Below are 20873 nucleotides of genomic sequence, written 5' to 3'. Positions count from 1 at the left end.
GCTGAGCGACCGCACCGCGGCGGACCGAATGCCGGATCATCGCCGTCGGGCCCGCTGGGCTGCCTCGCGATCGGTGATGATCTGCTTGCGGCGCTGCGTCATCGCTTCGGCGGGTGAGCCGGCGCCGACGATCGCCTCGAACACCGCGCGTCCGTCCTCGAGCGCGTCACGTGCGCCGACTCCGGCGGCCGGAGTGATGGCGTGGTCGGCGTCACCGATCAGGAGCACCGAATCCTGAGGCGCGCGCGCTCCGTCCAGGGGAACGTCGCGGGCGTTGCTGACGTGCACCAGTTCCGTGTGCGACAGTAAATCCGACACCAGCGCCTCGATGGAAGGTGTTGCGGCCAAGATGGTTTCGGCCCATTCACCGGTCGGCCGCATCCCGATATCGTCGCGGGTAGCGGGCAGGGGTTCGCGCGGGATCCGCACGAACCACAGAGCCGCCGGATCCTCTGGGCGCCAGATGTGCCCGAAAGTACTACCGGCACTGCCGTCTTCGGCGACCTCGGCGAAGAAGTGCAGGACCGCGGGTGCGGTGGCCGGCGGGGAATCCAATGGCGTGCCGGTCATCCCGTACAGCACGACGTCACCGGCGTAGACCGGGATGCGGCCGGGTTCCAGGCCCGCGCGGACCACGGAGTCGATACCGTCGGCGCCGACCACCAGTCCCTCGGCGGCGACGACGTCCGCGCCGCGCCGGATCTCATGGCCGTCGTCACCCGAGGTCACCTCGGTGATCGGCTCGCCGTAGCGCAGCTCCGCGCCGGAGCCGGCGACGAACTCCGACAACACACCCATGAGGTTGCGGCGCAACCAGAAGCGATGACCGCGACTGGGCATTTCGCTGCGCCGACCGCGACTGTCTTCATAGTCGAGCCCCGCCAGCGGATACGAAACCTCATGCAGCGCCGAACGATCGACGCCCATCGCCTCCATCGCGTCGTGCCCGCGCCCATCGATGAACAGAAACGCCCCGGCTCCGGGACCGGGGCGCTGCTGCTCGTAGACCGTTACCTGACGACCTTTCCGCGCGAGACCACCGGCCAGGCAACTACCCGCGATCCCACCACCGATAACACTGACCATGTAACTGCGATCTCCTAGCGTTGTCGTGCCGACGGCCACCCGCTGGGAGGGGCACTCATCCAGATTGCCATGCTCGGCCGAACCTTCGCCGAGGACTGATCGACCGAGCGCGGGATGGCGCCTCCGCAGAGCACGTCTCACGATGGAAGAGCGGGCCACCCAATCCAAAAGCTCTTCGAGGCAACAGAATCCGAGTGGGCACGGTCGAGACATGCGCTCCCCCATCGCATCGACGGTGCTCAGCTCGGTGGAATTCGCTTCAGGCTGCCGACACTGAGCGATCCACTCGCCCCGGTGCGCAGTGTCGCCTCCGCCGCGCGGACATAGCCGAGAGGGTCTTTGTCTACGGGCTCGACGCCGGCGTAATTGCTCGCTTCGTAGGCGGCGAAGGCGACGGCGAGTTGGTGGCGGCGCGCCAACCCGGCCAGACGGCGGAAGTCGGTGAGCCCCTCACGTTCTTCCTCGGCCATATGGTCGCTGTTGGCCAGGTTCGCCGCAGCTACGGCCGCGTACCAATCGTCGGTGCCGACCTGGTGTCGCGCTACTTCGGCGACCGCGTCCCTGATCTCGTTGTGGTCGTGGATCGCGTCGAGTGTCTCGTCCTCCGTCCCGCTCGCGCGCCGGGCCGCGATCCCTGCCTGGAGCAGCTCGGGATAGAAGATCTCCTCCTCGGCCTGCGCGTGCAGCTCGAGGAAGGCCGCCAGTCTGTCCCAGATCGCGGACAGCGCGGCAGTTTCCCCGCGATCGATCTGCTCCAGGATCGCGAACAGCCGCCGCTGCTCGTGATGGTCATCGAGAATCAGCTCGGTAATGTCCACATTTCCTCCCTGACGCCGCGTTCGGGTAAGCATTGGACTCGACGACCGACTGCCGCGCGGGCAGCCGGAACGTCCATGGGAACCTGACGACAACGTACTACCGAGCCGCGGCCCGACGCTCACATTCCGCCGCGGAACCCGCATGGATACCCGATCGCGAGCATCAACGGCAAAGTGCCTCGCCGTGAAACGGCTGACCGAACCTCGGGAGCGACAGCTTTGCGACCGATCCTCCGTTTCCGCGTGGTAGGTGTGGGTAGCTCGGTGGTGGTGAGGTTCGCTCGGCTCGGTGGGAGGAACGGTGTCTCGTTCGCTGATGAAGGTGATTTCCGCGGCCGCGCTGGTGTGCGGCCCGATTTCCGTCGGAGCCGGTGCGGCGGCCGGTGTACCGCAGTTGCCGTTGCCGCCGATCGGCGGTGGATCGGGGATCGTGATCGATGACCGGGCCGAGTGCACGCTCACTGCCATCGGCTACGACGCGGCCGGCAGGCTGGTCGGTTTGACGGCGGGGCATTGTGGCGAGCCCGGGGCGCAGGTGGCGTCGGTGACCTATCCCAGCTATGGGGTGCTGGGGCGGTTCGTCTACGCCGATCACGAACTGGACTACGCGATCATCCAATTCGATGACGCGCGGGTCGCTCCAGCCCGCGACGTCGGTGGTTTCGCCATCGACGGCCTCGGCGCACCCGCGCGATTTCCCGACGTGGTGTGCAAGAAGGGCCGCACGACCGGCCGAACCTGCGGTGTCGCCTGGGGCGACATGATGGGCCGCGGCAGCGACACCTGGACTCAAATGTGTGTGCTCAAGGGCGATTCCGGCGCGCCGGTGGTGATCGGTTCGACCCTGGTCGGCATGGTCAACGCCTACTGGGGCATGGGGTGTCTCGGGCCCGAGGTGGGAACCGACATCAACGCCATCCTCGCCGACATCGACTCCCGCGACGACGTCGGCGCCGGATTCCGTCCCATCTGATCCCAGCAGTGTGACCAGCACGCGGGTCGAGCGAACTTCGGCATCGCAGTAGCGACCCGAATACAGCGTTTCTCCCGCCTCCGGTTCCGGAATATCGGTCGAACAGCTGACATTCAGATGCGGTGCGCATGCTCTACATTCGGGTCGGTGTCGAATCGACCGATCGTGAAGGCTACCGCCGACGCCCGGTCGAACGGGTGCGTCCACGGTCTGGGGTTGGAAATGGGTCAGTGTGTGCAACGAATCTTGGGTGCTGTCGTCCTGGCCGCCGCGGTCGTGATCGCCGGTTGCGCCACATCCGACGATTCGCCGGGTCCGGCGACCAGATCGGCGGCCGCCGCGACAACGACCGCAACCGCCAGAACCCCCGGCGCACCGGCGTCCAGCGCCGCGCCGCCACCGGAGACGGTGCCACTACTGCAAGGCGACAACCGCATGCGCGGTCCGGGGACGGTGTTCTCGGGCTGCACTCCCGATGCCGGTGACAAATTCTCCCGCGGCGGCCAGGTGTTCGATCCGCTGACCGGCACGAACAAGCCGATCCCCCAACCGATTCTCAAAGCGCCCGAGCAACTCGTCAACCACTTCTGCACGGTGATGGGTACGCCTCGAAATGTGCGCGTCGTGTACATAGTCTCGGTTCGCACACCTGCTTCGGGTCTGGATGCCGAAAAGTACTCGACCAGGATCGAAGCGTTCGGAGTGAACGATCGAGCACCTGTCGCTCAGGCGCCTTGGCCCGCAGACCTCGCACTCGACAAGTTCTCGGTGCTGGCCCCGACAGAATACGGTTTCATCGTCCGAGTTCGTTCGCGCGTCGTCGGATTCGACCTCGATACGCTCGCCGTTGCCTGGCAGCTCGACGAAGGCCAGCTCTACAGCGACCGCTACAACGGTCGGAGTCTCGCAAGGGAGTTGGGGACGCAGAGCGGCCAGAGAATCGTATTCAACAGCGCGAAGGACGGCTCCGAGATCGCGCGGTTCGATGGCATCGGCCTCGCGGGCGGAACGGCCATCGATTCACCGCATACGACGGCGGACAACGGCTTTTTCGTCGCACAGGCCGGTCGGCCCGACTACCACCTCTTCTACTTCGATTCGGCTGCCGCCGCGCTCGTCGGACCGATCGCGCCCTTCGCGCAGTCGTTCCAACGCAGCGGAAACCTATTGCTCGCGTATGGGCGGGGAGGCAGCGACAGCGCCTACCTGAACGTCTACGACATGAACAAGAAGACGTTCGTCGTCCAGAAGTCAGGTAACGACGCCGCGGGCCTCGGGTTCCAGCACGTCTACCTCGCCGGCAAGTATCTCTACATCCAAAACGCCGATGACAGCCCCGTCATAGACCTCACGACACTGAACAAAGTCGCGAGCGGATGGCATCAGCGCCCGATGGATGTCATCGGCGACTGGATCCTGGTGATCTCGGGCAAAGTCTCGAACAACTATGCGACCTGCTTCGACACCCGCGGTGAATTCGTCTGCTACGAGACCGGAGTCCTGTACCACAGCCCGAATGGTTCTTATCCGGGTAAGTGGTATTAGCCGTTCGGCCAGGGGATCGGTCAATCGGCCGACGGAGGCTGCACGGCCGACGGCCCTTCGGTCAGGGCGGCCAGGACCGCCGAAGTGTCGTGATAGTAGGGCCGGAATTCGGTGATCAGGCCGTCTCGAAAGCTGATCCATTGCAGCAGTGAGGTTTCCAGTATCCGTCCGGTGCGCCGCGCACGTAGACGACCCCGGCTGTAGACCACGACGCTGGCCTCGTCGTCGAGGAAATGCTGCTCGTCGAACCACAAGCCGTCCCAGCTCTCTCGCATCGCGGCGAGGAATCTCCGGAATCCGTCGTGTCCATGCCAATCGCCGCCATAGGGCAGGCTCGACGCCTGGCGCATGACCACATCCGGCGCCAGATGCCGGGCCGTTTCCTCGAACCCGGACCCGTCGGTCAGATATGCCGCCTCCGACGCGTAGAAGGCCCTCAGGGTGCTCATCACATCAGTTGTCATGCGCACGATCCTGGTCACCGCCACCCCGCCCGCGCTGGCGGGAATCAGCCATCCTGATAGACCGGGGATCGGTTGTGTTACCTCTCCCCCGGTGTCTCTCGTCATAGGCGAGGTTGTCGACGCTACCCGGCCGACGCCGTCCGGACGGCGTCGGACACCCCATCGCGGCTGATCGAGGGACTACCCGAGGAGTGGGCATGAGCACGCCGACGGCGAGCGCGACTACCGAGATCCACTTTCGCGCGGCGGCCGCGACCCTGAGTGACGGCCGTGGTTCCCGGCAGCTAGGTCGAAATCATCCTGTGGGTCGCACGAGGTCGCTTCCCGACAGGCGGTAGCGGCGCGGCGCCCGGTCCGCTCATGACTCCTCGGACCCGAGCGAGCGCCTGGCCTTCGTCCGCCACGACGTGTTCGGGGTCCCCTCCCCACGAATCGTCCGCCGGACGTCAGTCGATGGATGCGGACGCCTCGTCGCGAAGGGCGGCGATCGTGGCGCGCAGTGATTCCGCGGTGGGCGTCGGCTCGATGCCGAAGGCCGCGGTCGCGGCCGAGGAGTCGATCACGAACGGACGATCGAACTGATACCGCAGTTCGCGCATCTCGCGGGCGTTGGGATCGAAGAGCCCTCCGACCCAGAGCACCGCGGCGGGCATCCGGCTCACCCGCGCGGGCGGCGCGTCCGCGACCGTCGCCGCGAGCCCGGCGAGTTCGCGAAGGGACATCGGCGGCGCGGTGGGCGTGTGCCAAGCGCGGCCCCAAGCGTTTTCGTCGTGGGCGACCGCGACGAGAGTACGTGCGGTGTCGGTGACGTCGGTCCAGCTGTGCGCGGCGTCCGGATCGGCGGGGAACAGCACCCGGCGGCCGGCCAGCACGGCGGGCAGCGCCGCGACGGTGAACGCCGACGTCGCTCCGGCGCCGAGGTAGTCCGATCCGCGTACTTCGGCGGTGCGGACGCGGCCCGCTTCGTGCGCCGCCAGCGCCTCGGTCCAGAGCTCCGCGCGCACGCGCCCTTTCACGCTGTTGGGACGCAGCGGGTGCTGTTCGCTGATCGGACCGTCGACCTGACCGTAGCCGTAGAGGTTTCCGACGCTCAGCAGCGCGGCGCCGGTAGCCTCCGCCGCCTGCAACACGGCGGCGGCCAGGGGCGGAAAGTCGCTCGCCCAGCGGTGATACGGAGGCTGCGCGCACTGGAAGATCACCTCCGCGCCCGCACAATGCCCGATCAATGCCGCCGAGTCGGTGGCGTCGGCGGCGACGCGCTCGATCAGCGGATGATCCGGGCCGACGCCGCGCCGGGTGATCACGCGCACCTGGGCGCCGCGTGCGGCGAGCAACGCGGCGGTGGTCGCGCCCACCGGGCCGGCTCCGATGACAACGTGCAGAACCATGGCAATCCATCCTGTCGGGCGTTCCGTTTAGAGAACAGTGTTCTCAATGCGGCTTCACCGTAAGTCAGAACAATGCGTGAAGTCAAGAGCACTGTTCACCGAACCAACATATGTTCTGTTATCGGTTGCTTGTTCTCTACACTGGGGAGATGTCCGCCCGATCCCTACGCGCCCGCATCCGCTCCGAGATGACCGAGGAGATCAAAGAGGTCGCGCGCAGACGGTTGGCCGTGGACGGCGCGAACCTGTCCTTACGCGGGGTCGCACGGGATATGGACATCGTTCCGTCCGCGCTCTACCGCTACTTCCCGAGCCGGGACGACCTGTTGACCGCCTTGATTCTCGACGCCTACCGCGCCCTGGCCGCCGAAGCCGAAACCGCCGACGCGAAGGTTCCCACCGCCGATCTACGCGGCCGGTGGCTGGCGGTGTGCTCGGCGGTGCGAGACTGGGCGCTGGCCCATCCGGCCGAATACGGACTGCTCTACGGCAGCCCGGTACCCGGATACTTCGCACCCGAGGACACCGTGGCCCCCGCCACGGCCGTTGTCTTCCGGCTGGTCGCCATCGCGCAGGAGGGGGCGGGAAAACTGACACCGCCACCGCTTCCGGCCCCGCTGCCCGCGCCCGTCCGCACCGACCTGCGCCGACTCATCGAGCAGAAGCCGCCCGCCGACATGCCCGAAGACGTGCTCGACCGGGTCTTCGTCGGCTGGACCCAGCTGTTCGGCCTGATCAGCTTCGAGATCTTCGGCCGCCTGAACGGAACCATCGACGCCCGCGACGAATACTTCGGTCACCACATGAACGTGATGGCCGACCTGGTCGGCCTGCCGTAACCCGGCCTCCGGCGGTCTCCTCGCCGCCTTCTTCGCAGCCCGGTCTCGATCCGGTCCGACCAGCTCATCTGTACGACGACATGGCGGCGTGTCCGCACCGGCGTGCGGGTAGCGCACGCCGGGCGGCGCTACGGTACACAGCACCGAGATTCTCCGCGTTCCATTCGACCGAACACGACTCATTCGTGGAGGAACATTGCCGAGCTCGTTCACTCGCAGGGGATTTCTGTCCAGTGCGGCCACTTCGGCCACGGCCGCGGCCGCCGTCACGACCGGAGCCGCGCCGGGCAAGGCTCGAGCGGACACCGATCCGGACAAGCCGAACATCCTGGTGATCATCGTGGACGAGATGCGGACACCCGTATGGTTTCCCGACCAGCAGACGCTGGACGCCGTGCTGCCGAACATCGCACGGATCCGCCGGGGCAGCGTGTCGTTCGAGAATCACTACACGGCGGCCAACGACTGCACACCCGCCCGGGGTTGCCTGCTGACCGGCCTCTACGCGCAGCAGACCGGGGTCATGGTCGTGTCGGAATCGACGTTGTCGCCGCTGTTCCCGACGTGGGGGTCCATGCTGCGCGACCACGGTTACGCCACCACATACTGGGGCAAGTGGCATCTCGGCAGCTACCCGGATCGCACACCGGGCGCGCTCGAAGCCTACGGATTCCACGGCGGCACCTATCCCTCACCGAACGGCGCGCCGGGTCAAGGGCTGCAAATGGATCCGAAGATCGTCGACCAATTCGTCGACTGGTTCCACAACGATTCCGGCAATGCGCCCTGGTGCACGACGGTGTCGCTGGTCAACCCGCACGACATCCAATGGTGGCCGCGCTGGACCCGTCGCGACCAGTTCAACGCCGACATCCCACGCTGGATGAACGAGCTGCCGCCCAATTTCGAGTCGCTCGAACAACTTTCGCGCAAACCGCGCCTGCAGATGGCGCTGGTGGAGGTCTCGGCGGTAGCGTTCGGAGCGGCGCCCTACGGAACGCCGGAAGCCATGCAGGCCTGGATCGAGATGCGCAATCTGTATCTGTGGGCGCAGCAGCAGGTCGATATCCAGATCGGCCGCGTGCTGGACACCTTGCAGTCGCGTCCGGACGTCGCCGCCAACACCGTCGTCGTCTTCACCTCCGACCACGGTGATTACGCGGGCTCCCACGGCCTGCACGGCAAAGGCGGCGCCGCCTACGACGAGGCGCTGCGCGTCCCGCTCTACGTCCACGATCCGCGCGGTCACTTGAGCCCGGTGAACGGGACGAGCACCAGGGACCAGCTCACTTCCAGTGTCGATTTCACTCCCCTGCTGCTCACCATCGGCACCGGCGGCGACGAATGGCGCGGCGACGGACGCTACGAACATCTCAGCGGGCGTCTCGACATCGCCGCGCTGTGCCGCAACCCGGGAGCCGCGGGCAGGCCATGGGTCGCCCATACCACCGACGAGGCTTCGATCGAGGAAGCCGCGATGCTGTTCGACCAGAACGCCCCGGGCCACGTCGCGATGGTGCGCACCCCGGACGCGAAATTCGCCTCCTATTCCCATTGGGTGCACGGCCGGATCCAGATCGACCCGGCGGCCGCACAGGAATTCGAGCTCTACGACTACAGCACCGACGGCGGCAGGCTCGAACTCGACAACCAAGCCGCCACCGGGAATCCGTTGCGCGGCGAGATGGAGTCGCTGCTGGACAACGTCATTCGCACCGAGATCCAGCAACCGCTGCCGCCGTATCTGCGGGCAGCGCAGGACGAAGGCATCGGCGACTACCTCTCGGCGCAGACGAACGTGTTGATCCAAGCCGAACGCATCGGCAACGCCTTGCTCGATGCCGTGCCGAAGCCGTCCTAGCTCCTACAGCAAGCCCCGCACGCCCAGGTCGGTGACGTATTTCTCGATCAGCTCCCGGGAGATCTGCGGAATATCCTGATCGGCGCCGATTTTCGCGGCTCGGACGGCAGCACGGAATTTCTCCGCGGGCAATGCCGAGCCACGAACGGCCGGGGCCGGTCGTCGATAGGCGTGCAACAACGGCAGCACGGAGGCCTGGCGCTGAGCTTCCGGTAACGCCCGCAGGGAGGTCTCGAATCGGGTGACCCACTCGCCGTGATCGGCGATCCGCTCGATGCGATGGCCCGCCTCGATCAGCCAGTCGACGAACTCGTCGAGCGAGCGGCCGTCGTCGTGCGGGTTGAGCACGTCGAAACTGTGGAAACCCGTCCCCGCCGTCGCGCCGAGAATGGTGATCGCCTCGGCGGTGAAATCGGCGGGCAAGCCGTCGTAGTGGGCGCGCGAGCGTTGACCGTTCGCGTCGGTGCGGTAGAAGGAGAACGGCGCGATCCCCGTGACGAGCAGGCTCAGCAGTAGCCGGGTGAAGATGTCGGGCACGTTGAGCTGACCGGTGTAACGCCGGTCGGCGAGGATCATGTCCGACCGGAACACCGCCACCGGAAGCCCGCACAGGTCGTTGGCCTCGCGCAGCAGCACCTCGCCTGCCCACTTGCTGTTGCCGTAGCCGTTGGCGTAACTGTCGTCCACCGCGCGCACCGCGCTGAGCTCGCGGACGTCGCCGTCCTCGGCGAAGACGGCCGAGTCGATCTGCGTGGCCACGGCGACCGTGGACAGATAGGTGAACGGCTTGAGCCGCGTGGTCAGGGCGAGACGGATCAACTCGGCGGTGCCGACCACGTTGGGGCCGAACAGTTGCCGATACGGCAGCACGTGGTTGACCAGCGCGGCGGGATGCACGATCACGTCGACCTGTTCGGCCAGCCGTTGCCAGGTCCGATCGTCGAGCCCCAGGTTCGGATCACCGATGTCGCCGGGGATCACCTCCAGATGCGCGGCGGCCAGATCCTGGAATTCCTGGACCAGGCCGGGGTCTCCGGTGTCGAAGGCGCTGTCGAGTCGCTTGCGCGCCGCGGCGGCGTCGGAACCCCGGACCAGGCAGACCAGCGTGCCTCCGCTGTCGTGCATCCGTCGCAGCCATTCCAGGCACAGGAAACGGCCGAGGTAGCCGTTCGCGCCGGTCAGCAGCACCGTGCGCACGGTTGCGGAGGGGCGCGCCAGATTCGGCGCCTCGGCGAGGGTGCGGGCGTCGAGGAACTTGTCGAGGGTCAGATCGGCGGCGCGGACCTGCGACCCGGCGCCGTGCACCGAGGCGTAGGTGGCGCCCCGCGTCCCCGAGGCGCGCTCGGCCGCGATGTAAGCCGCCACCTGGCGCAGACCGTTGGCCGGGCTGATCACCACCGACACCGGCACCTCGACCTCGAAGATCTCGTGCAGCAGGTTCGACAGCGACAGCGCCGAGAGCGAATCGCCGCCGAGGTCGCCGAAGTGCGCGTCGGGGCGCAGATCGGCGTCCGCGCAGCCCAGTACGGCCTTCGCCGCGCGGCTCACCGTCTCCAGCACGGGCAGGTGATCCGCGGTGCGGCGCAGGTCGAGCAGTTCGTTCGCCTGCCCGGCGGCCTGCTCGGCGTAGAGTGCTTGCAAGCGCGGCTCGTAGTGCTCTTTGAGCTTGGGCCGCAACAGCTTCCCGATGCCGCTCAGCAACCCGTTGGCGGTGGTGAACGGTTCCGGCTCGATCAGGAACTCGCGCGGGATCTCGTAGGACTGCAGCTCGGCGTCCTTGGCCAGCTGTCGCAGCGAGTCGCTCAGCGCCGTCTTCATCTTCTCGGGATCGCCCCAGGCCAGCACGTCCTCGGTGGGCACGATCACGGCGAGCAGATAGGCGCGTTCACTGCTGCCGTACACGAAGATCTGCCGGATCAGCGGACTGGTCGCGTAGACCGACTCCAGGCGCGAGACCGCGACGAATTCGCCCTGGGAGAGTTTCAGCACGTTGTTGCGCCGATCGACGTAGACCAGGTGATCCGGGGCGAGTTCGGCGACGATGTCGCCGGTTTTGTAGAAGCCGTCGGAGTCGAAGACCTCTGCCGTGACCTCGGGCCGCTTGTAGTACCCGGAGATCAGGGTGCTGCTCTTCAACAGCAGCTCGCCGCGCGGATGCGGCTTGTCGGTCCGGAAGTAGCCCAGCTCGGGGACGTCGACGAGTTTGTAGTCCAGTACCGGCGGCCGCTGCACCCGTTCGTCGATGACGACCACGCCGCCCGCCTCGGTGGATCCGTAGCCGTCGTGCAACTCCAGATCGAGCACCGACTCGACGAACGATTTCATCTCCGCCGACACCGGGGCGCTCCCGCAGATCGCCATGACCAGCCGTCCACCCAGGAAGTGTTCGCGCAGTTCGGTTTTCACCTCCGCTTCCAGCGCGACGCGGTCCACACCGGGTCCGTAGCGCCGGTCCACCTCGCTCTGGTAGCGCTGGAAGACCATGTCGCACACGCGCGGAACGAAGAACAGCTCGGTCGGCCGGGCCAGCGCGATGTCGTCGAACAGCGTCGACATATCGCTCTCGGCCGCGAAGTACGCGGTGCCACCGCGCGCCAGCACGCCGGTCAGCGAACCGCGACCGGCCACATGGCTCATCGGCATGTAGTTGAAGTTGATCGCGGCGACGTCGGGCCGGTTCACCCATCCCCTGGCGACCAGCCGCTGGCTGTACATCGCGCCTTTCGGGGTTCCGGTACTGCCCGAGGTGTAGATCAGCAGCGCCAGCGGGTCCTCGCCGGGCTCGGCGACGAACAGCGGCGCAGGCGGCAGCGTCCGGCCGCGCGCCAGCACCTCGTCGAGCGATTCGACGCGCACCGCGCTGCCCGCGTCGGCCAGCCGCGCGCGGGCCGCGTCGAACGCCGCCCGCTGGTCGTCGTCTTCCGGGTGGTAGTCGAAGACGACCAGCCGTTGTGGCCCGGACTCCGACAGCGCGCACGTCACCGCGGTGTCGAGCAGTTCCGGTGTCGCCGCCAGCGCCCGCGGCTCGGTCTCCGCCACGATCGCGGTGAGCTGGGCGACCGGGGCGCTGGATTGCATGGGTACCGCGACCAGGCCGAGGTGGATGCAGGCCAGGTCGAGCGTGGTGTAGTCACTGCTGGTGAAGCCCAGGATGCCCACGAAGTCGCCTGCCCGCAGCGGTGTGTCCGCGTCACCGTGCCATGCGGCGGCGACCGCGCGCACGCGCTCCCACAGCTCGCCGTAGGTGATGGTGTCGAACCGCGGCAGCAGCGTCAGCGTGGTGCGTCCGGTCTCGTCGGTGCGCAGCTCGGTTGCGCGCTGGGCGACGGCGGGCCGGTCGGCGTAGCCGACCATCACCGTCTCGACGATCTGAGCGAGCCCCGCTCCGGGGTCGCGAATCTTCTCGGCGACGTCCGCACGCGGTGTGGCGTTGCGGATGTCGTCGTATTCGGCATATAGCCGGGTGATGCGGCGCATGAGCCGCTCCCCGCGTGTTTCGGGTGCCACGACGACCTCCTTCGGTCCTTGAACGCGCCTTCCTAAACACGTTAGCTCGACTAAGTACTTTGGTCAGGCAATAGCCGCCGCGCACGTCTGTGACACTGGACACGGTGTCGGGAAGGTCCGGAAACTACTCGGTATTGCGTTGTGCCGCACACTCAGCCTGGTGCTGTCGGTACCAGTGTTATCGGGCTCCTGTTACCGGTGCCCGCCGCACCGCATGCTCGATGCATGACACAGACCATATCGCCGGGGCCCGCGGCGACGACGGCCGCCGCGGCCGCGGCCGCACCGGCCGTGCTGGGAGCGCGGCGTTCGCTTGCCCTCCTCGCCGTCATTCTCACCGGGCAGTTCATGGCGGTGCTCGATGCCTCCATCGTCAACGTCGCCATTCCCTCCATCCGCAATTCCCTGCACACCAGCGGCGCGGCGCTGCAGCTGATCGTCGCCGGGTACGTCATCGCCTACGCCGTCCTGCTGGTCACCGGGGCGCGCCTCGGCGACCGATTCACCCAGCGCCGCGCGTTCATCGCCGGACTCGCGCTGTTCACCCTCTCCTCGCTGGCCTGCGGTCTGGCCTGGAACGAGGCATCGCTGATCGTCTTCCGGTTCGCCCAGGGCGTCGGCGCGGCGGCCATGGTGCCGCAGATCATGACGCTCATCCAGCGCACCTTCACCGGCGATGCCCGCGCGCGGGCGCTGAGCGTCTACTCGGCCATCATCTCCGGCGGCATGGTCGCCGGACAGGTCCTCGGCGGGCTGATCGTCAACGCCGATCTCTTCGGCAGCAGCTGGCGCGGCGTGTTCCTGGTGAACGTGCCGATCGGCCTCGTATTGCTCGCGGCGGCGCCGCGCATCCTGCCGTCCTCGGCCCAGCGGCTCGAGCGCAAGCTCGATCTGCCGGGACTGGCCACGCTCACCGCGTCGGTGCTGATGCTGGTGTTGCCGCTCGTCCTGGGGCGGGAGCTGGATTGGCCGTTGTGGTCGTGGATCGCCCTGACCGCCAGCGTGCTCGGCTTCGCCTCGTTCGTGGCGATCGAGCGGGTCGTCGCCACCCGTGGCGGCGAGCCCCTGTTCGCGCGGGCGGTACTCACCGCGCCCGGCCTCGTGCCCGCCGCGGTCGCGCTGTTCGTGACCATGGCGACCTTCGGCGGCTGGATGTTCGTCATGGCGATCCACCTACAGAGCACGCTGGGCTACAGCGCGCTGCACGCGGGACTGCTGTTCGTCCCCCTCGGCGTGACCTTCGCCGTCGCCAGCCTGAACTGGGAACGCGTCCCGGCCCGGTTCCATCCGGTGATGATCCCGCTCGGCCTGGTCGTCGGGGCGGTGAGCATGGTCGCCCTCGGCGTGCTGCTACGTGACGGCGGCGAGGTCGGACCGCTCGCGCTGACCCTGCTCGGCCTGTGCGGCGCGGGCAACGGTATCGCCTTCAGTCCGCTCATGACCCGCACGCTGGCCAAGGTCCCGATGAGCCTGGCGGCCGACGCGAGCGGCATCCTGGTGACCAACGTGCAACTCGGCGTGGTGGTCGGGATCGCCGGTTTCGGGTCGCTGTTCCTCGGCCTCGCGGGCAGCACGGTGCGCAGTGCGGCGCATGCGCTCGGCGGCACCGCGATCGCCGAGGGCGTCACGGTCCTGCTGGCGGCCGCTTTCGCGGCTCGTGCGGCACGGTAGCCGACCCTCCGTTCGACAACCTTCGAATCATCGCGACGCAAACCATCGCGATCGGCCGCCCCTTGCGCGCATGCTCGCAAGGGGTGCGCCGAAGGTGGCCCGAGCCGCATCGTGCCCGGCTCGGGCCACCGATCGTCGCGTCATCGTTCGCGGGATGAAAGAAGGTGCGGGATGGGCGTTTTCGCGCTCGGTGTAGAACTCGACGGAGAGGGGTTCCGCCCCGAGGCGTGGCGGCGGGCGGCACACGCGCCGGACCGCCTGCTCACCGCGGATACCGTGCACAGGCGGGTAGCCGCCGCCGAGAACGCCGGGTTCACCCTGGCCACGTTCGCCGACTCGATCCTGCCGGGGCAGGAGATTCCCGGTCGCATCGACGCGGTGACGCGGGCGTCCTTCGTCGCGGCGACGACCAGCACGATCGGTCTGGTTCCTACCGTCGCCACCACCTACGCCGAACCGTTCCACACGGCATCGCAGGTGGCGTCGCTGGACTACGCCTCGCGGGGACGGGCCGGATGGATCGCCGAGCGCGTCGACGATCCGCGCGCCGCCGCCACCTGGGGACGTCGACCGGTGTCGGAAGACGCCGATCTGGCCCGCGAGCAACGGGATTCGATCGAGGTGGCCCGTCGCCTATGGGACTCGTGGGAAGACGACGCGGTGATCCGCGACTACGCCAGCGGCCGATTCCTGGACCGGAACAAGCTGCATTACATCGACTTCCAGGGCGAGACCTTCTCGGTGAAGGGACCCGCGATCGTGCCGCGGCCGCCACAGGGTCAGCCCGTGGTGTTCGGCACCGAAGGCGAGGTCGACGTCCGGTTCGTCGCCGCCGATTCCGTCGCGGCGGCCGTGGCGGCGGACTCCGGCGGTGCCGCGCTCGCGTTCGCCGAAGTCGAAGTGACCTTGGACGTTCCGGGCACGCACGCAGCACAGCGATTCGGCGAATCCTCCGGTTCGCCGGGCCGCCTGGCGTTCTCCGGATCGGCCGGGGAATTGACCGATCTGCTGACCGAACTCAGCGCGCACCTGGACGGTGTGCGGCTGCACCTCGCCGTGATCGACGAGGATCTGCCCGTGCTCGCGCGCGAGGTCGTCCCCGCGCTGTTGCGCACCGGCGTCGCGCACCGCCCGATCCCCGGTTCGACCTTGCGCGCCAACCTCGGCCTGAACCGCCCCGCCAACCGCTACGCGACCACCCGCTGATCGTCAGGAGATCGTTTCCGTGACCGACTTCCCGCGTCCCGACGCCCAGGTCCATTTCGGCGTCTTCTTCCAGGGCGTGAACCACACCACCATCTGGTCCGACCCGTCCAGCGGCTCGCAGATCGACTTCGAAACCTTCCGCCGGGTCGCGCAGACCGCCGAGCGCGGCTTGTTCGACGCGTTCTTCCTCGGTGAGGGCCTGCGCCTGCGCGAGCAGGACGGCGCGATCCTGGAACTGGACATCGCGGGCCGCCCCGACGCGATCACCCAGCTCGCCGCGCTGGCGGGCGTCACCCGCCACATCGGCCTGGTGGCCACCCAGAACACCACCTACAACGAGCCCGCCGACCTGGCGCGCAAACTCGGCGGCCTGGACCTGCTGTCCGGTGGCCGGGCGGGCTGGAACGCGGTCACCACGGACAACGCCTGGACGGGCGCGAACTTCCGGCGCGGCGGGTTCCTGGACCACGCGCTGCGTTACGAGCGCGCCGGGGAGTTCGTCGCCACGGTGCGGGCGATCTGGGACGCCTGGGACGACGGCGCGATCGCGACCTCGCAGCAGAGCCCGTCGTGGGCGCGTGCCGAGGCGATCCATCCGGTGGTGCGGACCGGCCCGCACTTCGACGTGACGATCACCCCCACGCTGCCGCGCAGCGCGCAAGGGCATCCGGTGATCTTCCAGGCGGGTGATTCACCCACCGGCCGCGATTTCGCCGCTGCGCACGCCGATGTCATCTTCTCCAGGCACGGAACGCATTTCGACGACGCGCTGGCCTTCGCGAACGACATCCGTACACGCCTGCGCGCGGCGGGCCGCCCCGAGGACGACATCCGGATCCTGCCCGGCACGCAGATCATCCTCGCGGAGAAGGAATCCGAGGTCGAGGAGAAAGTGCGCTGGGTGAAGAGCGGCCAGTACACCGGCCAGACCGCGCTGTCGCTGGCCGGCCAGATCTGGGGCCGCGACCTGTCCGGCCTCGACCCCGACGGTCCCCTGCCCGCGGACGATCCGCAGCCCCGCCCGATCTCGGAGACCCGAGGCGCACCGCGTTCCGGACAGGACCCGATCGCCATCGCCCGCGAATGGCGGGCCAGGGCAGAGGCGGAAAACCTCTCCCTGCGCGAAGTCGTGATCGCCTCCACCGAACGTTCCGGCTTCGCGGGCACCCCCACCCAGGTCGCGGACGAACTGGCCCGCTGGGTCCGCCACGGCGCGACCGACGGCTTCAACATCTCCCCTTACCTGGTCCCGACCGGCCTCGACGAAATCGTGAACTGGCTCGTTCCCGAACTCCAAGACCGCGGCGTCTACCGCACGGAATACACCGGAACCACCCTCCGCGCCCACCTCGGCCTACGCGAACCCCTCACCCGCCGCTCCTGATCGCACGACAGCCGAGCCGCCGCCCAACTTGTGCGACGGCTCGGCAACCACTCCGCACGCCTGTGCCCGGAGGCCGCGCGACCGATCGGGCCCGAAGTTGTCGAGTGGCACGCCATCGAGAGGTCTACTCGCGATTCGCCGCAGCGATGCGCCATTCGTGAGTGGATACGACCGGAGCCGCCGTCCTGGATGGACGGCGGCTCCGGTTTCGCGTTCGGTCAGAGCACGGATTCGATGGCGGCGACCAATTCTGGTGCGTCGGGGGTGGTCCGGGGGCGGAAGCGGCCCGCTACCTTGCCGTCGCGGTCGATGAGGAACTTCTCGAAGTTCCATTGGATGTCGCCGGCGTTGCCTTCGGCGTCGGGGGTGTCGGCCAGGGTCTGGTAGAGGGGGTGGCGCTGGTCGCCGTTGACGTCGGTCTTCTCCAGCAAGGGGAAGTCGACGCCGTAGGTGGTGGAACAGAACTGCTGGATCTCCTCCGCCGTGCCGGGCTCCTGCCCCATGAACTGGTTGCACGGCACGCCGACCACGCTGAAACCGCGCGGGCCGTAGGACTCGTGCAGTTCGACCAGGCCGGAGTACTGCGGTGTCAGCCCGCATTTCGAGGCCACGTTCACCAGCAGCACGGCGCGGTCGCCGACCAAGTCGGCCAAGGTCGTCGACTCGCCGGACAGCGTGCGTAGCGGGACTTCTCGAAGGCTCATAGGTATCCGTTCTCGATTCCGTAGATCCACCCCGACGGCCACGCTACCGGATCACCGGGTTTCCGACCGCCGCGGGCGCATCGGCCTACGAGCTTTCAGCGCAACCTGGTCCGGCGCATCAGCCGCAGTGACATCAAGGTCATCTTCAGCTGCTTGTCGTAAGGCTGACCGGCCCGCGCGGCGAGCACCTGCTTCTTGAGCACGCCGACGTTCACCGTATCGGTGTACTTCAACAGGCCCTGGTCACCGTGCCTGGTGCCGACTCCGGACTGCTTCACTCCACCCGACGGCGTGCCTTTGGCGGCGTAGGTCGCGACGAAGCCGTCGTTGATGTTGATGTTGCCCGCTTGCAGCTGTGCGGCGATCCGCTCGCCGTGTGCCGCATCCCGGGTCCACACGCTGGCGTTGAGACCGTAGTCGGTCGCGTTGGCCAGGCGCACCGCTTCCTGCTCGTCGTCGAACGGGTACACGGTGACGACCGGGCCGAAGGTCTCCAGCGTCGCGTGGGTCATCTCGGGTGTCACGCCGGTCAGCACGGTGGCCTCGTAGAAAGCGGGACCGACATCCGGGCGCGCTTGCCCGCCGACGTGCACGGTGGCGCCTTTGGCCCGCGCGTCGTCGACGTGCGCGGCGACCCGTTCCAGATGCTGCGGGGAGACCAGCGAACCGAACTCCGGCGTGTAGTCGTAGGCCCCGCCGATCTTTCCGTTCAATTCCGCCGCCGCGGCCACCAACCGGCGCAGGAATTCCTCGTGGAGGGACCGGTGCACGTAGATCCGTTCGATGTGCATGCACGCCTGCCCCGAGTTGGCGAACGCTGCGAACACCGCGCCGGGAACCACTTCGTCCAGGTTCGCGTCGGCGAGCACGATCATCGGGTTCTTTCCGCCCAGTTCCAGGCTGCATCCGATGAGGTTGCGACCGGCCTGCTCGCCGACGATCCGGCCGGTGGCGGTCGAGCCGGTGAACATGACGAAGTCGACGTTGTCGATCAGGGTCGGCCCGATGTCGGGCCCTTCACCGCACAGCACCTGGACCAGGCCGCGGGGCAGCCCGGCGCGGTGCAGCAGTTCGACGCCGAAGAGCACGCACAGCGCGGTCTTGTTGTCCGGCTTCAGGACTACGCCGTTGCCTGCCATCAGCGCGGGCATGGCGTCGGACAGGGCGATGGCGAAGGGGAAGTTCCACGGCGCGATCACGGCGACGAGACCTTTGGGCCGGTGCTGCTCGATCGAGGAGGTGATCAGCGGCATCGCGCCGCCGCGCCGCTTCGGCCGCAGCACCCGGCGCGCGGTCTTGAGGTAATGGCTGATCACCATGGGCACGTCGCAGGATTCCTCGACGGCCATGCGACGGGTCTTGCCGCACCCGATCTGGATGAGGTCGGCGATGGTCTCCACCTCGCCGAGGATCAGTTCGTGCAGCCGCTCGAACACCCGAAGCCGCTGACGCAGCGGCAGTGCGGCCCACTCCGTCTGCGCCGCCCGGGCGGCGGCGCACGCCGTCAGCACGTCCTGCGGGGACGACTGCGGAAGCGCACCGACCGGCGCGCCGGTGTAGACCTCGGTCATCTCATATGGCGCCGCACCACCGTCGGCGGCGACCAGGCCGGTCAACCGGGCGAGCAGTTCCCCGGTGATCCTGGCGGGCAAGGTGCTCTCGGCCTTGTCGGTGTGTGCTGTGCTCATCGGATCTTCTCCATGACGTCGGGCATCGCCGCAGGTGCCGGGCCGGACCGCGCAACTGAATTAGAACACGTTCCGATTTTGGATTCATCGTATTCGCCCGGCCGCGCCCTGCCTACCTGCCGCGAGGGACGAATTCCGCTCATTCGTCCGTGGCGATCGACAGCGCTTGGGTCGGGCAGTATCGGACCGCGCGCTGTACGTCGTCGCGGGCCCGCGGGTCCGCGGCGGCGTCGAGGATCTCGACTTTGCCGCGTTTGGGGACGTGGAACGCCTCCGGCGCCTCGTCCTGGCACACGGCATGCCCCTGACACAGATCGAGATCGGCGAGCACTCGCATCGTGACTCCTTACTGTTCGTTCGGTCCCGCGTCGTCCGGGAGGGGACGTATCGGCGCCTCGGGTTGCACTTCGACCAGCACCAAGTGCGAGCCGCGCGGGGTGGATACCACCGCGACCACCGCGGCGGCCAAGTCGCTCGCGCGCAACATGTACGGATGCCTGGCGAACCCCCACGCTTTCCAGTCCTCCAGCACCGGGCCGACGATCTCGGGCGTGGAGTCCATGCCCATGCCGGTCAAGGTCGGTCCGGGGCGCACCTGGGACAGGCGGACGCCGCTACCCTCGAGCTCCATACGCATCTGTGCGGCCATCGCTTCCAGTCCCGCCTTGGCCGCGCTGTAGGCGCCTGTGCGCGGACGCGGCTCGGAGGCGCAATCCGAACTGATCAATACGATGTCGCCGCGCTGCCTGCGCAGCATGCCGGGCAGCACCCGGTGCACGAGACGCTGCGCGCCGACCAGATGGACCTGCACCTGGCGCACGAATCGTTCCGGATCCATCGCGTACGCCTGCCCGAACTCGATGTCGCCCGCACTGGAGACCAGGATCTCGGTAGGGCCGAGCGCTTCTTCGGCGGCACGCACGAATTCCTCCACCGAATCCGGCTCGGTGACGTCCAACCGATGGGCGAACGCCGCACCGCCGTCGGCCCGGATCTTGTCCGCCAGTTCGGCGCACTGCTCGACGCGACGCGCGCCGAGCGCGACCGGGTGGCCGAGTTCGGCCAGGGCGACGGCGGTGGCCGCGCCGATCCCGGAGGAGGCGCCGGCGACGAGCGCGGGCCTGCGCTCCGGATGGGGTGCGAATCTTGGCATTATCGGGTCTCCACGGTGATGGGTAGGTGCGCGAAGCCACGCACATTGGACGAATGAACCCGGGCGATCCCGGAATCGAGGACGTCGTAGGACCGCACACGCGACGCGAACTCCGTCAGCGCCACCGTCGCTTCCACACGCGCCAGGTGCGCCCCCAAGCAGAAATGCACACCCGCCCCGAAACTCACCAGCCCGGACCGATCGGCACGATCGATACGAAAACGGTCACCATCCTCGAACACCGCCGCATCCCGGTTGGCCGAACCGATCAGCAACAACACACCTTCGCCCCCGCCGGAACCACCCCACCGTGATACGCGAGGTCCTCGGTCGCGGTGCGGGCGATCATCTGACTGGAGGTGTCATAACGCAGGGTCTCCTCCACCCAGTCCGACACCAAACCCGAATCCGCGACGACCTTCGCGTACTGCCCCGGATAACGCGCACCCCAATACAACGCATTACCCAGCAACTTGGTGGTCGTCTCGTTACCCGCCACCACCATCAAGAACAGGAAACCGATGATCTCCGCATCGGTGAGCCGGTCACCGCCGATCTCCGCATCCAGCAACGCCGAGGTCAGATC

At 67.8% G+C, this 20873-nt stretch carries 17 protein-coding genes and 1 pseudogene; 7 read left to right on the top strand and 11 right to left on the bottom strand.

The features are described from left to right. Positions 1-36: 36 nt before the first annotated feature. Together ABZW96_RS15650 and ABZW96_RS15645 are read right to left on the bottom strand one after the other, a co-directional pair. Entirely contained in the window at positions 37-1086 is a 1050-nt protein-coding gene (locus ABZW96_RS15650) for an FAD-dependent monooxygenase (protein WP_355075077.1), read from the bottom strand. A gap of 239 nt (positions 1087-1325) precedes the next feature. After that, the gene (locus ABZW96_RS15645) at positions 1326-1904 is read right to left on the bottom strand and encodes a hemerythrin domain-containing protein (RefSeq protein WP_355075075.1); all 579 of its coding nucleotides are present in this window, start codon (positions 1902-1904) and stop codon (positions 1326-1328) included. A gap of 316 nt (positions 1905-2220) precedes the next feature. Here ABZW96_RS15645 and ABZW96_RS15640 point away from each other — a divergent pair, with 316 nt between their 5' ends. Then, entirely contained in the window at positions 2221-2877 is a 657-nt protein-coding gene (locus ABZW96_RS15640; protein ID WP_355075073.1) for a serine protease, read from the top strand. Positions 2878-3104: 227 nt separating this feature from the next. On the opposite strand, the gene ABZW96_RS15635 is transcribed toward ABZW96_RS15640, so the two are convergent. Next, entirely contained in the window at positions 3105-3314 is a 210-nt protein-coding gene (locus tag ABZW96_RS15635; RefSeq protein WP_355075071.1) for a hypothetical protein, read from the bottom strand. Between ABZW96_RS15635 and ABZW96_RS15630 the strand changes: the two genes are divergently transcribed. Further along, entirely contained in the window at positions 3313-4422 is a 1110-nt protein-coding gene (locus ABZW96_RS15630; protein ID WP_355075069.1) for a hypothetical protein, read from the top strand. The two genes, ABZW96_RS15635 and ABZW96_RS15630, sit on opposite strands and share 2 nt — an antisense overlap. A 20-nt stretch (positions 4423-4442) precedes the next feature. Here ABZW96_RS15630 and ABZW96_RS15625 read toward each other — a convergent pair whose 3' ends face one another. Both ABZW96_RS15625 and ABZW96_RS15620 read right to left on the bottom strand, forming a co-directional pair. Continuing rightward, positions 4443-4886, bottom strand: a complete 444-nt coding sequence (locus ABZW96_RS15625) for a nuclear transport factor 2 family protein (RefSeq protein WP_355075067.1) — start codon at positions 4884-4886, stop codon at positions 4443-4445. A 446-nt stretch (positions 4887-5332) separates the two neighbouring features. Then, positions 5333-6274, bottom strand: coding sequence for an NAD-dependent epimerase/dehydratase family protein (locus ABZW96_RS15620; protein ID WP_355075065.1), 942 nt, complete (start codon positions 6272-6274; stop codon positions 5333-5335). A 149-nt stretch (positions 6275-6423) separates the two neighbouring features. Between ABZW96_RS15620 and ABZW96_RS15615 the strand changes: the two genes are divergently transcribed. After that, positions 6424-7113, top strand: coding sequence for a TetR/AcrR family transcriptional regulator (locus ABZW96_RS15615; RefSeq protein ID WP_355075063.1), 690 nt, complete (start codon positions 6424-6426; stop codon positions 7111-7113). 196 nt (positions 7114-7309) lie between these two features. Continuing rightward, positions 7310-8974: a sulfatase-like hydrolase/transferase gene (locus ABZW96_RS15610; RefSeq protein ID WP_355075061.1), complete on the top strand. Its 1665-nt coding sequence runs from the start codon at positions 7310-7312 to the stop codon at positions 8972-8974. Between the two features lie 3 nt (positions 8975-8977). Here ABZW96_RS15610 and car read toward each other — a convergent pair whose 3' ends face one another. Next, on the bottom strand, positions 8978-12451 hold the full coding sequence (gene car / locus ABZW96_RS15605; protein ID WP_355075540.1) for a carboxylic acid reductase: 3474 nt from the start codon (positions 12449-12451) through the stop codon (positions 8978-8980). A 255-nt stretch (positions 12452-12706) separates the two neighbouring features. On the opposite strand from car, the gene ABZW96_RS15600 reads away from it, so the two are divergent. From ABZW96_RS15600 to ABZW96_RS15590, 3 genes are all read left to right on the top strand, one after another. Continuing rightward, positions 12707-14152 (top strand): MFS transporter, encoded by a 1446-nt coding sequence (locus ABZW96_RS15600; protein ID WP_355075059.1) that lies wholly within the window; start codon positions 12707-12709, stop codon positions 14150-14152. Between the two features lie 171 nt (positions 14153-14323). Beyond that, the gene (locus tag ABZW96_RS15595; protein ID WP_355075057.1) at positions 14324-15358 is read left to right on the top strand and encodes an LLM class flavin-dependent oxidoreductase; all 1035 of its coding nucleotides are present in this window, start codon (positions 14324-14326) and stop codon (positions 15356-15358) included. A gap of 19 nt (positions 15359-15377) precedes the next feature. Then, a complete protein-coding gene (locus ABZW96_RS15590) occupies positions 15378-16742 on the top strand; it encodes an NtaA/DmoA family FMN-dependent monooxygenase (protein WP_355075055.1) in 1365 nt (454 codons plus the stop codon). A 218-nt stretch (positions 16743-16960) separates the two neighbouring features. On the opposite strand, the gene ABZW96_RS15585 is transcribed toward ABZW96_RS15590, so the two are convergent. The 5 genes and pseudogenes from ABZW96_RS15585 to ABZW96_RS15565 form a co-directional block, all read right to left on the bottom strand. Further along, the gene (locus ABZW96_RS15585) at positions 16961-17446 is read right to left on the bottom strand and encodes a glutathione peroxidase (RefSeq protein ID WP_355075053.1); all 486 of its coding nucleotides are present in this window, start codon (positions 17444-17446) and stop codon (positions 16961-16963) included. 95 nt (positions 17447-17541) lie between these two features. Further along, a complete protein-coding gene (locus tag ABZW96_RS15580) occupies positions 17542-19134 on the bottom strand; it encodes a succinic semialdehyde dehydrogenase (protein ID WP_355075052.1) in 1593 nt (530 codons plus the stop codon). A 139-nt stretch (positions 19135-19273) separates the two neighbouring features. Then, the gene (locus ABZW96_RS15575; RefSeq protein WP_355075050.1) at positions 19274-19471 is read right to left on the bottom strand and encodes a ferredoxin; all 198 of its coding nucleotides are present in this window, start codon (positions 19469-19471) and stop codon (positions 19274-19276) included. Positions 19472-19480: 9 nt separating this feature from the next. Continuing rightward, positions 19481-20287, bottom strand: a complete 807-nt coding sequence (locus ABZW96_RS15570) for an SDR family oxidoreductase (RefSeq protein ID WP_355075048.1) — start codon at positions 20285-20287, stop codon at positions 19481-19483. Further along, positions 20287-20873: pseudogene (locus tag ABZW96_RS15565) on the bottom strand (cytochrome P450); the annotation flags it as partial. The pseudogene ABZW96_RS15565 and the gene ABZW96_RS15570, both read right to left, overlap by 1 nt.

The organism is Nocardia sp. NPDC004168, from assembly GCF_040610355.1.
Taxonomy (GTDB): Bacteria; Actinomycetota; Actinomycetes; order Mycobacteriales; family Mycobacteriaceae; genus Nocardia; species Nocardia sichangensis.
Note: the sequence above shows the minus strand (reverse complement) of the source record. Positions and strands in the feature narration are given on the sequence as shown.